Origin of the sequence: Rhizobium sp. SG_E_25_P2, from assembly GCF_029892285.1 — a bacterium.
Taxonomy (GTDB): domain Bacteria; phylum Pseudomonadota; class Alphaproteobacteria; order Rhizobiales; family Rhizobiaceae; genus Rhizobium_E.
The window spans coordinates 182,407-198,967 of the sequence record NZ_JARXVM010000009.1 but is presented as its reverse complement, the minus strand read 5'-3'; the positions used below and the strand labels follow the sequence as shown (position 1 = coordinate 198,967).

At 61.6% G+C, this 16,561-nt stretch carries 17 protein-coding genes; 11 read left to right on the top strand and 6 right to left on the bottom strand.

Annotated features, from left to right (window positions below; translation table 11 throughout):
• The first annotated feature begins 1 nt into the window (after nt 1).
• The 6 genes from M2360_RS14535 (at nt 2) to M2360_RS14510 (ending at nt 4,946) form a co-directional block, all read left to right on the top strand.
• On the top strand, nt 2-865 hold the full coding sequence (locus M2360_RS14535) for an ABC transporter permease (RefSeq protein WP_280775926.1): 864 nt from the start codon (nt 2-4) through the stop codon (nt 863-865).
• Entirely contained in the window at nt 865-1,653 is a 789-nt protein-coding gene (locus M2360_RS14530; protein WP_280775925.1) for an ABC transporter permease, read from the top strand. The genes M2360_RS14535 and M2360_RS14530 overlap by 1 nt, the downstream gene beginning before the upstream one ends.
• Nucleotides 1,650-2,732: an ABC transporter ATP-binding protein gene (locus M2360_RS14525; RefSeq protein WP_280775924.1), complete on the top strand. Its 1,083-nt coding sequence runs from the start codon at nt 1,650-1,652 to the stop codon at nt 2,730-2,732. Before M2360_RS14530 ends, M2360_RS14525 begins: the two co-directional genes overlap by 4 nt.
• A gap of 7 nt (nt 2,733-2,739) precedes the next feature.
• Nucleotides 2,740-3,474 (top strand): MBL fold metallo-hydrolase, encoded by a 735-nt coding sequence (locus tag M2360_RS14520; protein WP_280775923.1) that lies wholly within the window; start codon nt 2,740-2,742, stop codon nt 3,472-3,474.
• 63 nt (nt 3,475-3,537) lie between these two features.
• On the top strand, nt 3,538-4,515 hold the full coding sequence (locus M2360_RS14515; protein WP_280775921.1) for an FAD-dependent oxidoreductase: 978 nt from the start codon (nt 3,538-3,540) through the stop codon (nt 4,513-4,515).
• A 2-nt stretch (nt 4,516-4,517) separates the two neighbouring features.
• Nucleotides 4,518-4,946, top strand: coding sequence for a DUF3429 domain-containing protein (locus M2360_RS14510; protein WP_280775920.1), 429 nt, complete (start codon nt 4,518-4,520; stop codon nt 4,944-4,946).
• 50 nt (nt 4,947-4,996) lie between these two features.
• Here the strand turns inward: M2360_RS14510 and M2360_RS14505 are convergent, their stop codons facing one another.
• On the bottom strand, nt 4,997-6,349 hold the full coding sequence (locus M2360_RS14505; RefSeq protein ID WP_280775918.1) for an MFS transporter: 1,353 nt from the start codon (nt 6,347-6,349) through the stop codon (nt 4,997-4,999).
• Nucleotides 6,350-6,717: 368 nt separating this feature from the next.
• Between M2360_RS14505 and cyoA the strand changes: the two genes are divergently transcribed.
• From cyoA to M2360_RS14480, 5 genes are all read left to right on the top strand, one after another.
• A complete protein-coding gene (gene cyoA, locus M2360_RS14500) occupies nt 6,718-7,926 on the top strand; it encodes a ubiquinol oxidase subunit II (protein WP_280775917.1) in 1,209 nt (402 codons plus the stop codon).
• Between the two features lie 43 nt (nt 7,927-7,969).
• Complete coding sequence (gene cyoB / locus M2360_RS14495; protein WP_280775915.1) at nt 7,970-9,973, top strand: cytochrome o ubiquinol oxidase subunit I; 2,004 nt, start codon at nt 7,970-7,972, stop codon at nt 9,971-9,973.
• 2 nt (nt 9,974-9,975) lie between these two features.
• Nucleotides 9,976-10,596 carry a cytochrome o ubiquinol oxidase subunit III gene (cyoC, locus tag M2360_RS14490; protein WP_280775914.1) on the top strand — a complete coding sequence of 207 codons (621 nt, stop codon included), beginning with the start codon at nt 9,976-9,978 and terminating at the stop codon, nt 10,594-10,596.
• Nucleotides 10,593-10,997, top strand: coding sequence for a cytochrome o ubiquinol oxidase subunit IV (cyoD, locus tag M2360_RS14485; protein WP_280775913.1), 405 nt, complete (start codon nt 10,593-10,595; stop codon nt 10,995-10,997). The genes cyoC and cyoD overlap by 4 nt, the downstream gene beginning before the upstream one ends.
• Before the next feature lie 83 nt (nt 10,998-11,080).
• Complete coding sequence (locus M2360_RS14480; RefSeq protein ID WP_280775912.1) at nt 11,081-11,773, top strand: SURF1 family protein; 693 nt, start codon at nt 11,081-11,083, stop codon at nt 11,771-11,773.
• A gap of 36 nt (nt 11,774-11,809) precedes the next feature.
• On the opposite strand, the gene M2360_RS14475 is transcribed toward M2360_RS14480, so the two are convergent.
• Genes M2360_RS14475 through M2360_RS14455 form a run of 5 tightly spaced genes read right to left on the bottom strand, consistent with a single transcriptional unit; the run spans nt 11,810 to nt 16,544 of the window.
• Nucleotides 11,810-12,346, bottom strand: a complete 537-nt coding sequence (locus M2360_RS14475) for a flavin reductase (RefSeq protein ID WP_280775910.1) — start codon at nt 12,344-12,346, stop codon at nt 11,810-11,812.
• Nucleotides 12,347-12,374: 28 nt separating this feature from the next.
• The gene (locus M2360_RS14470; protein WP_280775909.1) at nt 12,375-13,787 is read right to left on the bottom strand and encodes an amidase; all 1,413 of its coding nucleotides are present in this window, start codon (nt 13,785-13,787) and stop codon (nt 12,375-12,377) included.
• A complete protein-coding gene (locus M2360_RS14465) occupies nt 13,784-13,987 on the bottom strand; it encodes a hypothetical protein (protein ID WP_280775908.1) in 204 nt (67 codons plus the stop codon). The genes M2360_RS14470 and M2360_RS14465 overlap by 4 nt, the downstream gene beginning before the upstream one ends.
• On the bottom strand, nt 13,987-15,000 hold the full coding sequence (locus M2360_RS14460) for an ABC transporter permease (protein ID WP_280775907.1): 1,014 nt from the start codon (nt 14,998-15,000) through the stop codon (nt 13,987-13,989). The genes M2360_RS14465 and M2360_RS14460 overlap by 1 nt, the downstream gene beginning before the upstream one ends.
• Nucleotides 14,997-16,544 (bottom strand): sugar ABC transporter ATP-binding protein, encoded by a 1,548-nt coding sequence (locus M2360_RS14455; protein ID WP_280775906.1) that lies wholly within the window; start codon nt 16,542-16,544, stop codon nt 14,997-14,999. The genes M2360_RS14460 and M2360_RS14455 overlap by 4 nt, the downstream gene beginning before the upstream one ends.
• Nucleotides 16,545-16,561 lie beyond the last annotated feature (17 nt).

Genomic DNA, 16,561 nt, shown 5'->3' with positions numbered 1-16,561 from the left:
CATGTCATCCACCGCATTCGAGCGCGCCGAACGCCGACGAGGCTGGGCCTTCACCCTGCCCGCGCTCGGCTTCACCGCGCTGTTCTTCGTGATCCCCTTCCTGTTCATGGCGGTGATCAGTCTCTGGACCCGACAGGGCCGGGAGATCGGCCCGCCCTGGACAGGCGTCAATTACATGGCCTTCCTCACCAAGGAGCCGATGTACAAGGCGCTGTTCGTGTCGCTGGAAATTACGGCGACAGTGACGATCATCTCGATCCTCATTGCCTATCCGCTCGCCTTCATCATCGCCGAAATCGTGCCGGCGCGCTTTCGCCGCCTCGCGCTCATTCTCGCGGTGCTGCCCTTCTGGACCTCCTATGTGGTCCGCTCCTATTCCTGGCTTCTGGTTCTCTCCAAGGTCGGCGTGGTCAATGAGACGCTGATGACGCTCGGCCTGGTGTCCGAACCGCTGCAACTCTCGGCCAACAGGGCCGGCACGGTGATCGGCTTCGTGCATTTCTTCGTGATGCTGCTGACGCTGACGATCTACGCAAATCTCATCCAGCTTTCGCCGAACTACCGCCGCGCCGCAGCCGATCTCGGCGCCAACGCGTTCCAGACCTTCTGGCATGTGATCCTGCCGCTGACGCTGCCGGGCGTCATGGTCGGCGCCTTCCTGACTTTCGTGCTCTGCATCGGCGATTACATCACGCCGCAGATCCTTGGCGGCAACAATGAGTTGACGCTGCCGCAGATCATCATGATGCAGCTCGGACGCCGGGCGGATTTCCCGCTCGCGGCCGCGCTCTCGATCGTGCTGATGGCTGTCGTGGTCGTCGCCTATCTCGCCGCCGCCCGCTGGCTGAAGATGGAGAGAAACTGATGCGCCGCCTCACGCTTCTGATCTCCGCGCTTTATATGGCCTCCGTCTACATCTTCATCTTCCTGCCCGTGGCGGTGCTGGTGATCTTCTCCTTCCAGGATGGCTCCCTGCCGGTGCCGCCGCTGCACGGTCTGACGCTGCGCTGGTATGGAGAGGCGCTGAGCGATCGCGGCCTGATGGATGCACTGTTCAATTCGCTGATCGTCGCGGTCGTCTCCTCGCTCATCTCCTGTTTTCTCGGCTTTCTCGCCGCTTACGGCCTCGCCCGGCATACGCTGCCCGGATCAGCGCTGATGCGCGGCCTGCTTGCCGCGCCGATGTCGGTGTCGACGCTGATCATTGGTCTCGGGCTCTTGGCGCTGTTCAACCGCTTGGGCGTGCCGCTGTCGCTGTTCACCATCGGCGTCGGCCATGTCGTCATCAACATGCCGCTCTGTTTTGCGATCATCTACGCCTCGATGGGTGGCCATCAGGTCAATATCGAACGCGCCGCCCGCGATCTCGGCGCCAGGGAATGGCAGGTGGTGGCGCTGGTGACGGCGCCGATGCTCGCGCCGTCTATTCTCGCGAGCTTCTTCCTGTCGGTCACCTTCAGCTGGGATGAATTCATCATCGCCTTCCTGCTCTCGCGTTTCGACGTCACGCTTCCCGTCGAAATCTGGAGCATGCTGCGCTCCGGCCTCAATCCCAAGACCAACGCCATCGGCAGCCTCGTCTTCCTCGTGTCGATCGCGCTGTTGTTCCTCGCCGAATTCACGGTGTTCAGAAAAGCAAGGACCCGCCCATGACCGCCGATCTGTCGATCCGCAACGCCACCCGCGTCTTCGGCCAGTTCACTGCGCTGGACCATGTGTCGCTGGAAATCGAGGCGGGCGAATTCATTGTTCTGCTCGGCCCCTCCGGCTGCGGCAAGACCACGCTTCTCTCCATTCTCGGCGGTTTTCTCGAACCGAGCGAAGGCGAAATCCATATCGGCGGCTGCAACATGACGCATGTGTCGCCCGCCAAGCGGCCAACCACCACCGTCTTCCAGGACTACGCGCTTTTTCCGCATATGTCGCTCGTCGCCAATGTCGGTTTCGGACTGCGCATGCGGGGACAAGACCGGATGAGCCGCGATGCCAAGGCGCTTGAATTCCTCGATCTCGTCGGCTTGAAATCCTCCGCCGGCAAGAAGCCGCACGAACTGTCCGGCGGCCAGCGCCAGCGCGTGGCGCTCGCCCGCGCGCTCGCCGTCGATCCCGATGTGATGCTGCTCGACGAGCCGCTCGGCGCGCTCGACCTCAAGCTTCGCCGGCAGATGCAGGACGAATTGAAGGCGATCCAGAAACGCGTCGGCACGACTTTCGTGCATGTGACCCATGACCAGGAAGAAGCCATGGCGATAGCGGACCGGATCGTGGTGATGAACAAGGGCCGGATCGAGGATTTCGGCGCGCCCTCGCGCATCTATCGCAAGCCCCGGTCGCTTTTCGCCGCCGGTTTCATGGGCGAGGCCAATATTCTCAATGGACGCATTTCGGGTCTCGATGGCGTGGAGATGGTCGTCGAAACTGCACTGGGACACCATGTTCTGCCGCGCGACGCTTTCACATCAGGCGCGCCCGAAGCGGGGCAATCGGTATCGCTTGTCATCCGGCCCGAACATTTCCGTGGAGAAGGGCAGGGCCCGCTCGTTGAGTTCGGCGAGGCGTTGGTCGAAGATGCGGCCTTCTTTGGAACGCATCAGCGCTGCCATTTGCGCTCTATGCGTTCCGCCGATACGGTGATCACCGCGCATCTGCCGCAATCGGCGGAGCCAAAACGCGGCGATCGACTGACGCTTTCGGCGCATGCCGACACCATCGCCGTTCTTCCCGCCGCATGAGGTCCATATGAAAAGAGTGAAGCCCGAAGACTGGTACGCCACCCGCAGGCTCGCCGACGGCGTCACGGCGATTTCCGAACCGTTCATCCAGGAATTCTACCGCTGCAACATCTGGCATGTGCGCGGACGAGATCGCGACATGCTGGTCGATAGCGGCATGGGCGTGGTGTCGCTGAGGGAATGGGTGCCGCTGGTGAGTGAACGCGACCTGATCGCAGTGGCCAGCCATACCCATTTCGATCACATCGGCTGCCATCACGAATTCGAATGCAAGGCTGTTCACGCCGCAGAGGCTGATCTGCTCGCGCATCCGACGCGGGAAAACACGCTTGCCGATCCCTATGTGACCGACGAGATATTCGACGCTTTGCCCCCCGAGCCCTATTGCTCGAAATGCTACGGGGTCAAAGCCGCGCCAGCGACGCGCATTCTCGAAGACGGCGACGTCATCGATCTCGGCGATCGCCATTTCGAGGTGATTCATACGCCCGGCCATTCCCCGGGCGGGATCGCGCTTTATGAGAAAGCCACGGAAATGCTGCTCTCGGGCGACATTGTCTATGACGGCCCGTTGATCGAGGACACCTATCACGCCAATCCCGACCACTATGTCGCCTCGATGAAACGGCTCCATGATCTGCCGGTGCGGCTGGTGCATGGCGGACATTTTCCGAGTTTCGACGGCGCGCGGCTCAAGCACCTCATCCGCGAATGGCTTGATGGAAAGGGCCTGAAGCCCTGATCCCACGACGCCGCCGCAGCGTAAAAGCAACAATGCGCAGCCGCGCGGCGGAGAAGAACGTCCATGAACAGGAAAATCGCCGTGATCGGCGCCGGCCTTGCCGGCCTCACCCTTGCCCGCCAACTTCAGGGGCTTGCCGATGTCACGGTCTTTGAAAAGAGCAGGGGGCTCGGCGGTCGCATGGCGGAACGGCGCCGGGGCGATTTCCGCTTCGATCATGGAGCGCAGTATTTCACGGCGCGCGATCCGGCTTTTCAGGATCTAGTCGCAACGCTTGCTGTCACGGGAGGAGTGGCGATCTGGCGGGACGACATTGATGACCGCAGACCCGGAGCGCCCCAGACGACAGAGGCGCGTTTCGTCGGCGCGCCAGGTATGAATGGTTTTGCACGCGCCCTGAGCCAGGATCTTGATATCCGGCTCGACATGGATATCGCGCGTCTCGAACGGGACGATGGCGGCTGGCGGCTGATTGACAACAAGAATGGAACGCCCGGCCGGTTCGACTGGGTAATCTCAACAGCGCCCGCACCACAAACGGCGCGGCTCATGCCGAGCCAATTCGGGCATGACGATGCGCTTTCAAAGGTCCGCATGAGTGGTTGCTTCACCCTGATGATCGGCCTTGAGCACGCTCCCGATTTCAGCGCCTCAGCGATCCGCGCTCATCATCCGGTGGTCGGATGGATCGCGCTCAACAGCGCAAAGCCCGGCCGCGAAGGACCGCCCTGCCTCGTCATTCACAGCCGCAATGATTGGGCCGACGCCCATATCGAGGAAGACCGCGACTGGATCGCGCGAGAACTCATCGCGGGCGTCGCGGACCTGACTGGCCATGATTTTTCCGACGCCCCGCATCGCGATCTGCATCGCTGGCGCTACGCCAATGTCGAAACGCCGCTGGGCGCGCCGTTTCTGATGGATGCTGAACTGGGGCTTGCCGCCGCTGGCGACTGGTGCCTGGGCGGAAGGGTGGAATGCGCCTTCCAGAGCGCGCAGCAACTATCCTGGGCGATTGCCGAAAAGCTGAAGGAGACCTGACCATGTATGGCGAAAAACGGCTCACACAGGCGCTCACCTATAGCGGCGGCATTCCGTTTGCCGGCCTGGCTTTTATGGCCGGTCTCGGAATCGAAAAAGACTGGGCGATCAACGCCTTTCTCGCCTATGGCGCTGTCATCGCAGGCTTCATGGGGGGAACCGTGTGGTCGCAGGCGCAAGCCGGAGGCGCCGACACCCGAACGCTGCTCGTTATGAGCAATATCGCCACGCTCACTGCCTGGGCGGCGCTGATTACGCCAGGCCTTCTCGGCTTCGGGCTGGCGTTGCAGGCTGCAGCCTTCCTGACCATGCTCGGTCTCGATTGGAGGATCCACCGGGCTCAGGCGCAACCCGATTGGTATTTTGCGCTCCGGTGCAACATCAGCGCCATCGTGCTCGCCTTTTATGCCCTGCTCGCGCTGACGGCGTAAACAGAACCGGCCGCCCAAAGGCGGCCGGCTTGAGACTTCGGTCTTGGCGCTCAGCGCGCCTTGCGCTGCCGGTCGGCGGGCTCGATCAGCTTGTTGAAGTAAAGCGCGATCAGCGTACAGAGCGCGCCCGACAGCAGATAATAGCCGACGAATTCCAATCCATAATTGGCGGCGAGGCTGAGCGCGACGAGCGGCGCAAAGCCGGCGCCCACCAGCCAGGCGAGATCCGAGGTGAAGGCAGCGCCCGTGTAGCGATAGCCGCGCGTGAAGCGCGACGAGACAGATCCCGTCGACTGGCCGAAGGACAGGCCGAGCACGCCGAAACCGATGATGACGAAGGCGTCATGGCCAGCCGAACCGCTGCCCAGCAGCTTCGGTCCGAGGAACGAGAAGGCTGCGATGATCACGGCGGCAATGCCCAACTGGCTGCGGCGGCCGATCTGGTCGGCCAGCAAGCCCGAAGCCACCACCATCAGCACGCCGACAAAGGCGCCAATGACCTGGACCCAGAGGAAGTCGGAAATCGCCTGATCGCCATAGAGGTTCATCCAGCTGAGCGGAAAGATCGTCACCAGATGGAACATGGCGAAGCTCGCGAGCGGCACGAAGGCGCCGATCAGGATGTCGCGGCCATGCAGGCGAAGCACATCCTTGATAGGCGCGGCGCTCAACTCGTTTTCTTCGAGCAGGTCACCGAATTCCGGCGTCATCACGATGCGCAGGCGGACAAACAACGCCACGACATTGATGGCGAAGGCCACGAAGAACGGATAGCGCCATCCCCAGCTGAGGAAGTCCGCGTCGCCGAGATTGGCGACGAAATAGCCGAACAACGCGCTCGCCAGCGCAAAGCCGATCGGCGCGCCGAGCTGCGGGATCATGGCGTACCAGCCGCGCTTGTTCTCAGGCGCATTGAGCGCGAGCAGCGAGGCAAGGCCATCCCAAGCGCCGCCGAGCGCGAAACCCTGGCCCAGACGAAACAGCGCCAGAAGATAGATTGATGCAACGCCGATCGATTCATAGCCGGGAAGAAAGGCGATTGCGGCGGTAGAGCCGCCGAGAATGAATAGCGCGATGGTCAGCTTGGTGCCGCGCCCATAGCGGCGATCGATCGCCTGGAAGATCACAGACCCCACTGGACGGGCAATGAAGGCCAGCGAAAAGATCGCAAAGGAGTAGAGCGTTCCGGTCAGCCGGTCGGGCGCGAACGGAAAGAACACCTGCGGGAAGACCAGCACAGAAGCCAGGCCATAGACAAAGAAATCAAAAAACTCGGACATACGCCCAAGCACGACGCCGAGCGCAATGCTGCCGGGCGACACCGGCTTGTCGTCATGGATGAGTCGGGCGTCGCGTTCGAGCGCCGATGACGAGGGGCCGTCATATTGCGATGCTGTGTTCATTCTTCTCTCCTCCTACGCTCCTGTGACAAAGCGTCCCGAGATGATCATGATCAAGTTCACCGCGATATCAAGGCCCGAAAGTCCAAAAAGTTCACTTAGAATTGCATTAGAGGGCAAAAAGATGCACAGTCTACGGGTTGGCTATCCCACGGGAATAACGATGGTTTTCCCGTGCTTCTTGACGATTGTCATCAGGGTTTCAAAAATACAGCTTTCGCCCTTCGATTAAGGCCAGCTCGCGCAATGTTAGAATTTTGCAGTTTGCGGCAGCGCGATATTTCTTCCGCAATGCGACAAGACACCGCATTTTGTTAACGCCTGGTGTGGTTTAGGCGCGGCTTGATATAAATCAAAGAGGTTCGAGTGACGTGCAAAAACTGCTGAAGTTTTCCTGTCATCTCCTTGGTCTGGCAATGCTTCTCGCTTTGGCAGGATGCGACATGGTCGTCATGTCTCCCTCGGGCGACATTGCCATGCAGCAGCGGGATCTGATCCTGGTGTCGACCGGGTTGATGCTTCTGATCATCATTCCGGTGATCATTCTGACGCTCTATTTCGCCTGGCATTATCGCCGGAGCAACGACAAGGCCGTCTACGCCCCGGAATGGCACCATTCTATGCGGCTCGAAGTCGTGATCTGGGCCGCGCCGCTGATGATCATCATCGCGCTCGGCGCCATCACCTGGATTTCGACCCACAAGCTCGACCCCTATCGTCCGCTGGACCGGATCGACGCCAACCGCCCCGTGCCGGCAGACATCAAGCCGCTCGAGGTGCAGGTTGTCGCGCTCGACTGGAAATGGCTGTTCTTCTATCCGGAGCAGGGCGTCGCCACTGTGAACGAGCTGGCAGCGCCGATCGATCGGCCAATCAGCTTTACCATCACCGGCACATCGGTGATGAACTCGTTCTACATCCCCGCGCTCGCAGGCCAGATCTATGCGATGCCGGGCATGCAGACCAAGCTGCACGCCGTCATCAACAAGGAAGGCGTGTTCGAAGGCTTCTCCGCCAATTACTCCGGCTCGGGCTTTTCGCATATGCGCTTCAAGTTCCACGCGCTCGGCCATGACGGCTTCGACCAATGGGTCGCCACCGTCAAGTCACGCGGAACCATGTTGAACATGGATTCCTACTTCAAGCTCGAAAAGCCCAGCGAAAAAGTTCCCGCGACCTACTATAGCGGCTATCAACCTGATCTCTTCCACCGAATCGTCAATCTCTGCACCGCGCCCGGCTCGGTCTGCGTCGACGAAGTCATGCATATCGACCGCATGGGCGGCGGCGGCAAGGAGCCGGAAGTCTCGCGCGATCAGCTGCGTTACGACAACCGCTATACGGACTATTACGAAAAGTTCCATTTCACCCAGGGACCCCACAAGGACGCCGAGGCGCTGAACGGACTGAGCCCGACCTTCCCCGCCACCGGCAAACCGGCCAAGTCGCATGAGGCTCCGGAGGGAACGGAAACCGGCGCGCCCGAGCAGGCGCCCGCCGAAGCAGCGCCCAGCCAGGGCGCGCATGACGGGGCCCAGCCGCAAAGCAACGATCCTGCGCCCGCGCAGATCAATCCTTGAACTGGCGTCTCAGCGCCCCATTCGATGAACGGACGAGACATCCATGTTTTCCGATCCTGAATTCCTGAAACTCATTTTCGGCCGGCTGACGCTGGACGCGATCCCGTATCACGAGCCGATCCTTGTCATGACCTTCGCCGGCGTCGCCGTCGGCGGTCTGGGCATGCTCGCTCTCCTGACCTACTTCAAGCTCTGGGGCGTGCTGTGGCGCAACTGGCTGACCTCTGTCGATCACAAGAAGATCGGCATCATGTATGTTATCCTGGCGCTCGTCATGCTGCTGCGCGGCTTTGCCGACGCTCTGATGATGCGCGGCCAGCAGGCCATCGCCTTCAACGGCAATGAAGGCTTCCTGCCGCCGCATCACTATGACCAGGTCTTCACCGCCCATGGCGTGATCATGATCTTCTTCATGGCCATGCCCTTTGTGACGGGTCTGATGAACCTCGTCGTGCCCTTGCAGATCGGCGCGCGCGACGTCTCCTTCCCCTTCCTCAACAACTTCTCCTTCTGGATGACGGCCGCAGGCGCCGCAATCATCATGATCTCGCTGTTCGTGGGAGAGTTTGCGCGCACCGGCTGGCTAGCCTATCCGCCACTGTCGGGAGCCGATTACAGCCCCGGCGTGGGTGTTGACTATTATATCTGGGGCCTGCAGGTGGCGGGCGTGGGCACGACGCTGTCCGGCATCAACCTGATCGCCACCATCGTCAAGATGCGCGCGCCTGGCATGACCATGATGAAGATGCCTGTCTTCACCTGGACCTCGCTCTGCACCAACATCCTGATCGTCGCGACCTTCCCGATCCTGACGGCCACCCTCGCGCTCCTGTCGCTCGACCGTTACGTTGGCACGAATTTCTTCACCAACGACCTCGGCGGCAACCCGATGATGTATGTCAACCTCATCTGGATCTGGGGTCACCCGGAAGTCTACATCCTGATCCTGCCGGCCTTCGGCATCTTCTCGGAAGTCGTCTCGACCTTCTCGGGCAAGCGCCTGTTCGGCTACGCCTCGATGGTCTACGCCACCGTCGTCATCACCATCCTCAGCTATCTCGTCTGGCTGCATCACTTCTTCACCATGGGCGCCGGCGCGAGCGTGAACTCGTTCTTCGGCATCACCACGATGATCATTTCGATCCCGACGGGCGCGAAGATATTCAACTGGCTGTTCACCATGTATCGCGGCCGGATTCGCTTCGAAGTGCCGATGTATTGGACGCTCGGCTTCATGGTGACCTTCGTCATTGGCGGCATGACCGGCGTTCTGCTCGCCGTTCCTCCGGCCGATTTCGTGCTGCACAACTCGCTGTTCCTGATCGCCCACTTCCATAACGTGATCATCGGCGGCGTCGTATTCGGCCTGCTCGCCGGCGTGAACTTCTGGTTCCCCAAGGCTTTCGGCTTCAAGCTCGATCCGTTCTGGGGCAAACTGTCTTTCTGGTTCTGGCTCATCGGCTTCTACTTCGCCTTCATGCCGCTCTATGTGCTCGGCCTGATGGGCGTCACCCGCCGCCTCAGCCAGTTCGAGGATCCGTCACTGCAGATCTGGTTTGTCATCGCCGCCTTTGGCGCGGTGCTGATCGCCGCCGGCATCGGCTGTTTCGTGATCCAGATCGTCGTCTCCTTCTTCAAGCGCGAAGAACTGCGCGACGTGACGGGCGATCCCTGGAATGGCCGCACGCTGGAATGGTCGACCTCGTCGCCGCCGCCGGACTACAACTTCGCCTTCACGCCGGTCGTGCATGACAGCGACGCCTGGTATGACATGAAGAGCCGCGGCTACAGCCGTCCGCTGGAAGGCTTCAAGCCGATCCATATGCCGAAGAACACCGGCACGGGCGTCATTCTCGGCGGTTTGAGCGTCGTCCTCGCCTTCGCCCTGATCTGGTACATCTGGTGGCTCGCGGCCGTGTCTTTCGTCGCCATCCTCGCGGTGTCGATCGGCCACACCTTCAACTACAAGCGCGATTACTACATCCCCGCCGATGAAGTGATCGACACCGAAGCCAAGCGCACCGCGCTGCTGGCCGCCAAGGGGTAATCATGAGCGCGCACACTCAAGCCTCCACCGATAAGCCGCAGTTCTACCTGACGGAAGAGCATCATCCGGAGAACAGCACCAATCTGGGCTTCTGGCTCTACCTGATGAGCGACTGCCTCATCTTCGCGATCCTCTTCGCGACCTATGCCGTGCTCGGCCGCAATTACGCGGCCGGCCCTTCGCCGGCGGATCTCTTCGACCTGCCGCTGGTGGCGATCAACACCGCCATGCTGCTGTTCTCCTCCATCACCTATGGCTTCGCCATGCTCCGGATGGAAAAGGGCGACAAGAGCGGCACGCTGCTCTGGCTCGGCATAACCGGCCTGTTCGGCGCGGCCTTCCTCGGTCTTGAGCTCTATGAGTTCAACCATCTGATCCACGAAGGCGCCGGCCCGCAGCGCAGCGCCTTCCTGTCGGCCTTCTTCACTCTGGTCGGCACCCACGGCCTTCACGTGACATTCGGCATCATCTGGCTGATCACGCTGATGGTGCAAGTGTCGATGCATGGCCTGATCCATGAGAACAAGCGTCGCCTGATGTGCCTGTCGATGTTCTGGCACTTCCTCGACGTCGTCTGGATCGGCGTCTTCTCCCTCGTTTACCTGATCGGAGTTATCGGATGAGCGCGCATTCTCACGGACCTGAGGACGCCATGGAAGCCCATCACGCCCATAGCCATGGGCACGAGGCCTCGCATGGCACGTTCAAGAGTTACATGACGGGCTTCGTCCTGTCGGTCATCCTGACGGCGATCCCCTTCTACGTGGTCATGGCCGATGTCTTCGGCGACAACAAGCTCGCCGCCGGCCTCGTGATCATGGGCTTCGCCGTCGTGCAGATCGTTGTCCACATGATCTACTTCCTGCACATGAACCTGAAGTCGGAAGGCGGCTGGACCTTTATGGCGCTTGTTTTCACCCTGCTTCTGGTGGTGATCGCGCTGACCGGCTCGCTCTGGGTCATGCATCACCTCAACACCAACATGATGCCGATGTCGCCGGACATGATGCGCAACGTGCCGTAACCGGACCGCGACATCAGGCGTACAAGCCTCTTCAAAGCCGCGGCTCACCCATGACGCCGCGGCTTTTAGTTTGGAGAATCAACATGACCAAGCGCATCCTGCTTCTCGGCCTGCTGGCTCTGGCCTTCCTGACCTTTGTCGGCCTCGGCGTCTGGCAGATCGAGCGGCTGCAATGGAAACAGGATCTCATCGCCCGGGTTGACGCCCGCATCCATGCAGAGCCCGCCGCTCCGCCGTCCTCAGCCACGGCGGACGATGAATATCGCCGGATTGTTCTGAGGGGAACCTATATCACCGGCGGCGATACGTTGACCCAGGCCGTGACGACACGCGGCCCCGGCTTCTGGGTGCTGACCCCCTTCAAGACAGAGGACGGCCGCAGTTTCCTCGTCAACCGCGGCTTCATTCCGCAGGATATGAAGGACCCATCGGCCTATGCCGCTCCCGCAAGCCGTGTCGCGATCACCGGCCTGCTGCGGCTGAGCGAGCCCAAAGGCGGCTTCCTGCGCGAAAACGATCCGGCAGCAGGTCGCTGGTTTTCTCGCGACATCCCGGAAATCGCCAAAGCCAGGGGCTTGGCTTCAGTCGCTCCCTACTTCATTGACGTCGAAGCCTTGGGATCAGCCAACGCCTATCCCGTCGGCGGACTGACCGTGGTCGCCTTCACCAATCACCATCTGCAATACGCACTGACATGGTTCGCTATGGCGGCCTTGACCATCATCGGCGGCATAATCGTGATGCGACGCGGCGAGCGGGTGGATAGAGACGCCTGACTTGATCGATCCATGCAGGTCGGCGCGGCGCTGGCCTTACGCCGCCGTGGCGGAGGACAAACGGTGATACCCACGCTGGAAATATACCAGCGCGTTCTCAGCCTCTCCCAGCCGGATCGCCTTGACCGTGCAGAACAACACGCGATGCGTGCCGATGTCCTTCATTTCCGTGATCTCGCAATCAAACGACGCCATCGCCCCATCGAGCATCGGAGCGCCGGTAATCCCCTGGCTCCAGTCAGCGGCGGCGAAGCGCTCCTCCACCGGCGTCTTGCCGCCGAAAAGCGTTGACAGACGGTCTTGATCGCCGTTCAGCACATTGACGCAAAGCCGCCCATTGCCGGTCACCGCATCAAACACCGAGGCAGACCGGTTGAGGCAGACCAGCAGAGTGGGCGGCGTGTCGGTGACGCTGCAGACGGCGGTCGCGGCAAAACCCGCTTTGCCCGCCGGCCCATCCGTGGTGATGATGTTGACGGCGGCGCCCAACCTGCTCATCGCGTCGCGAAAGATCTGCGGGGGGACGTCCACGACGGGTTCGATCGGCTGGGTTAGCGAGGCTAAAGTGTTCATGGCGGCATCCTTTCCTTGAGGCCCCGCATCAGGCGGCGGACCGGGACAGACGAGAAATGAAGTCGGTTCGAAGATGGTGTTCAAGACTGGCGGCGACCGCAGCAGCGAGATCCTCACGCCAGGGCCGGGCGACGCATTGCACCGAGATCGGCAATCCCTCCGCGGTTTCCGCGACTGGCACGGCGACCACCGGAAGGCCGAGATAGGAAAAGGGTCGCGTAAATCGGGTCATAGCGGCGACCACGCGATTCATTTCAGGGCTGTCGCCGACATCGACGTCCGCCGACAAGGGCGGAGCAAATGGCATGACCGGAGCGATCAGCACATCCGCTCGTTCAAAGGCCGTCTCAAGGAATGAGGCCAGCATCACGCTGCGGATCTGCAGTGCGCGAAGATAGATCGGCGCGGGAATGGCCAGCGACTGGCTGAGCCGCATCCGCACCTGCGGACCGTATTCGTCGGGACGATCGCGCATCCAGTCGAAATGCTGCGCGCCAGCTTCCGCCATGGCCACGACATTGGCGAGTTCCGCAACGTCTTTGAGATCGGCGGCCGACGCGGCGGAAACGGAGGCGCCCGCGGCGGCGAGCGTCGAGATCGCCATCTCCATGCCCTTCGCGACAGGAGAAGTCAGGTCTTCTCCGAAAAGGCCTCCGAGCACGCCGATCCGGATTTCGGAGGGCGAAAGGGTGAAATCCTCGAGCGGCTTGGCCTCAATACAGGTCGGATCACGTCCATCGGGCCCAGCGACCACCTTGAGCATCGTCCAGGCGTCTTCGACGGAGCGGGCGAGGGGACCGACGCAGTCCTGCGAAAAAGACAGCGGCATGACCCCATGTCGGCTGATGCGCCCTTGGGTCGGTTTGATCCCAACCACGCCGCAGCAAGCGGCGGGAAGCCGTATCGACCCGCCGGTGTCGGAGCCGAGCGCTGCGAGCACAACGCCGCCGCCGACCGCTGCGCCCGAACCAGAAGACGAGCCGCCTGTCACTCGCGCGCCATCGATCGGATTGGTCGCACGGCCGTGATGCGCATTGTGCCCGGTTGGCCCCATGGCGAATTCGCTCATGTTCAACCGGCCGATGGAGACCGCTCCCGCCTCGGCGAGACGCCGCATGACCGTCGATGTCTGCGTCGCGCGATAGCTGCCGCGAATGAGCGATCCACAACCGGAGACGAATCCTTGGCGATCGAACATGTCCTTGTGGGCGAGGGGAACCCCGTGCAACGGTCCGACCGGAAGCTCCTCCGCAAGAGCGCGATCCGCCATCTTGGCGGCGAGGATGGCCGCGTCTTCTTCGATTTCGATGAAGGCGTTGAGGCGTTCCTGGCTCGATCGCGCGCGCGCAAGCGCAGCCCTGGTCAAATCCTCGGAGGACGTTTGTCGGCTTCGGATCAATCGGGCCGCTTCCGCGAGCGTTGCGGGCGCATCCAGGCTCATGGCTGCGCCTCACTTCGCATCAATGCCTCGAATGCCGATGGCTCGACCCCGAACAGCGCGCTGCACTCGACAGAAAATCTGGGCGCGATGGCGCGGGCGTCCCGCTCCATCTGCCCCCGCATCGCCACGCGTTCCGCATCGTTGGGCATGCGGCCCCAGAATGTCTCGGCCAGAAAGGAGACGACGAGATCCTGATCCATCAGCTGAAATCCTGCGGCTGGCGATTGCGCACCAACTGGCTCAGCGACACCGCGATCACCAGCGCGCCGCCATAGAACAGGTTCTGCACATAGGCCTTGGCGCCCAGCATGGTGAGGCCTGTGATGCCGGTCACCAGGAAATAGACGGCGATGACGGCGCCAAAGGCGTTGAACCGGCCGGGCGACAGGGTCGTCGCGCCGAGAAACGCCGCAGCAAAGGCCGGCAGCAGCAAATTGAGCCCGGAAAGAGGATCGGCTGAGCCCGTCATGCCCGCATAGAGCATTCCCGCAAAAGCCGAAATCAGCCCGGACAGGATAAAGGAAGTAGCCCGCACCCGATCGACTGCGATGCCATTGAGGCGAGACACTTCACGGCCGCGGCCCACGAACAGCAATTTACGGCCGGGTATGGTGAATTCCAGCGCGTACCAGATCACGCCCGCAAGCAGCAAGGCGTAATAAAAGGCCAAGGGCACGCCGAACAGCCTGTTGATGATCACCCATTCGATCAACCCCATCGACACGCCCGATATGGTCTGGGAATCGCTGATCCAGAGGACCGCGCCATTGACGAAGGTTCCGACGCCGAGCGTGACGATGAGCGAGTGAATGCGGAAATACAGCACGAACACGGCATTGACCGCCCCGACGACCATGCCGGACAACAAGGCCACGGCCAGAACCGGGACGATCGGCCAGCCAAGCTTGACGTTGAGCACGGCGATCAGCATGGCGCTCATGGTCAGGGAAGAGGCGCCGGAAAGATCAAAATCTCCCGATGTCAGTGGAATGATGATCGCAAGCGTCAGCACGACCAGAACCGCCTGGGAACCGAACATGGTGGAAAAATTCCGCCAACTCAGAAAGGATTCCGGCATCAACGCTCCGAACAGAATCACCAGCGCCAGCCATGCGGCCACCAGCGCGAAGCGTTCCACCTCCTTCTTCCATCGGATCGTCGAACTGTGTTTGGCGGTCGCGTCCGGAGTGGCGGGCATGTCGAGCGTCGTCATTCAGCAGCCTCCTGTTGATCCGAGTAAAAGCAGGCTTCGGTGATCGCCTCGCGGCTGATCTCATCGCCTTTGAGTTCCGCGACCGGTCGTCCGCGCGAAAAGACGATGATCCGGTCGCAAATCTGTTCGAGTTGTTCATTGTCGGTCGAGGCGCAGAGAATGGCTGTTCCATCACGCGCGGCGCGATCGAGCGCCTTGAAGATCTGCTGGCGCGCGCCGAAATCCACCCCTTGGGTCGGCTCGTCAAGCATCAGCAGTTTCGGCTTGATGCGCAGCCATTTGGCGAGCAAGACTTTCTGCTGATTTCCGCCCGACAGCGCGGCCAGGTTCAGAGAGGGATTGGCGGGCCGGACGTCATAAGCCTCCGACATCAGCGCGGCCTCGCGCGCCATCGCGCGGCGATCAAGGCTGAAAAAGCCGCCAAGTTCGGCCAGAATCGGCAAAGTGATATTGTCGGCGACAGACAGCGAACCGACGCCCGCCGCGCCGAGGCGGTCGCCCGGCAGAAAAGCCACCCCGAGCGCCTGAGCTGCAAGCGGCGTCAGGGACGCCAGGTCGATCGTGCGGTCGCCGATGGTCATGCGACCCGCGCCGCGCCGGGCGCCGTAGAGAAGATAGGGAAGCGCGGCGAAACCGGATCCGATCAGACCCGTGACCCCCAGCGTTTCGCCCTGCCTGATGTCGAAGTCGAAACTCGACCCGAGGCCATCCGGCGCGCCGCGCACGGATACCGCGACCGGGACGCCCTGGTCGGCCATTCGATTTTTCTGGAATGCATCGATACGTGCGCCGACGATCGTATCAAGGATCGCCTGACGGGCCGAAGCCTTGGTGTCGAGAATATCGACCAGCTGCCCGTCGCGCAGCACGGCGACGCGGTCGGTGATATCGCGCACCTCATCAATGTCATGGGTGACGATCACCACAGAGGCGCCGGTCTTGACAATCGACCGGATCAGCCCGAAGAGCCGCTTGACATCCTCAGCCGGCAGAAACGGAGTGGGCTCATCAAGCACCAGAATGCCCTCGCCGCCATAACCCGCATCAGAGGCCCTGAGATCTTCGAAGGCGCGAACGATGGCGACGAAGGCGCGCTCGACAGGAGAAAGCTCAGCCACCGTCCGCAAGGGATCGATGTCGAGGCCGAATTCGGCGAACAGACCAGCGACGCTCGCCGCCTCGCGCCGCCAATTGACGAACCACGGCGTACGCCGGCCAAGAGACGTCACTCTCATGTTCTCGATCACCGTCAATGACGGAACGAGACCGAGATGCTGATGCACGAAGGCGACGCCGCGCCGCTTGATTTCCGTCGGATCGAGCGGCAGAGCCATGGTCTGTCCCCACAGCACGACCTCGCTGCCCGGCTCTGGTTGATGAAAGCCGGCCAGCACCTTGATGAGGGTGGATTTGCCGGAGCCGTTCTGACCCAATAGCCCGAACACCTCGCCCCGCCGGATCGACAGGCTGACGCCCTTGAGCGCGTAGTGCTCGCCGAATTTCATGCGGATATTGTTCATGCGAAGGACGGCGTTCTCGGTCATCACAAGCTCCCGCTAGT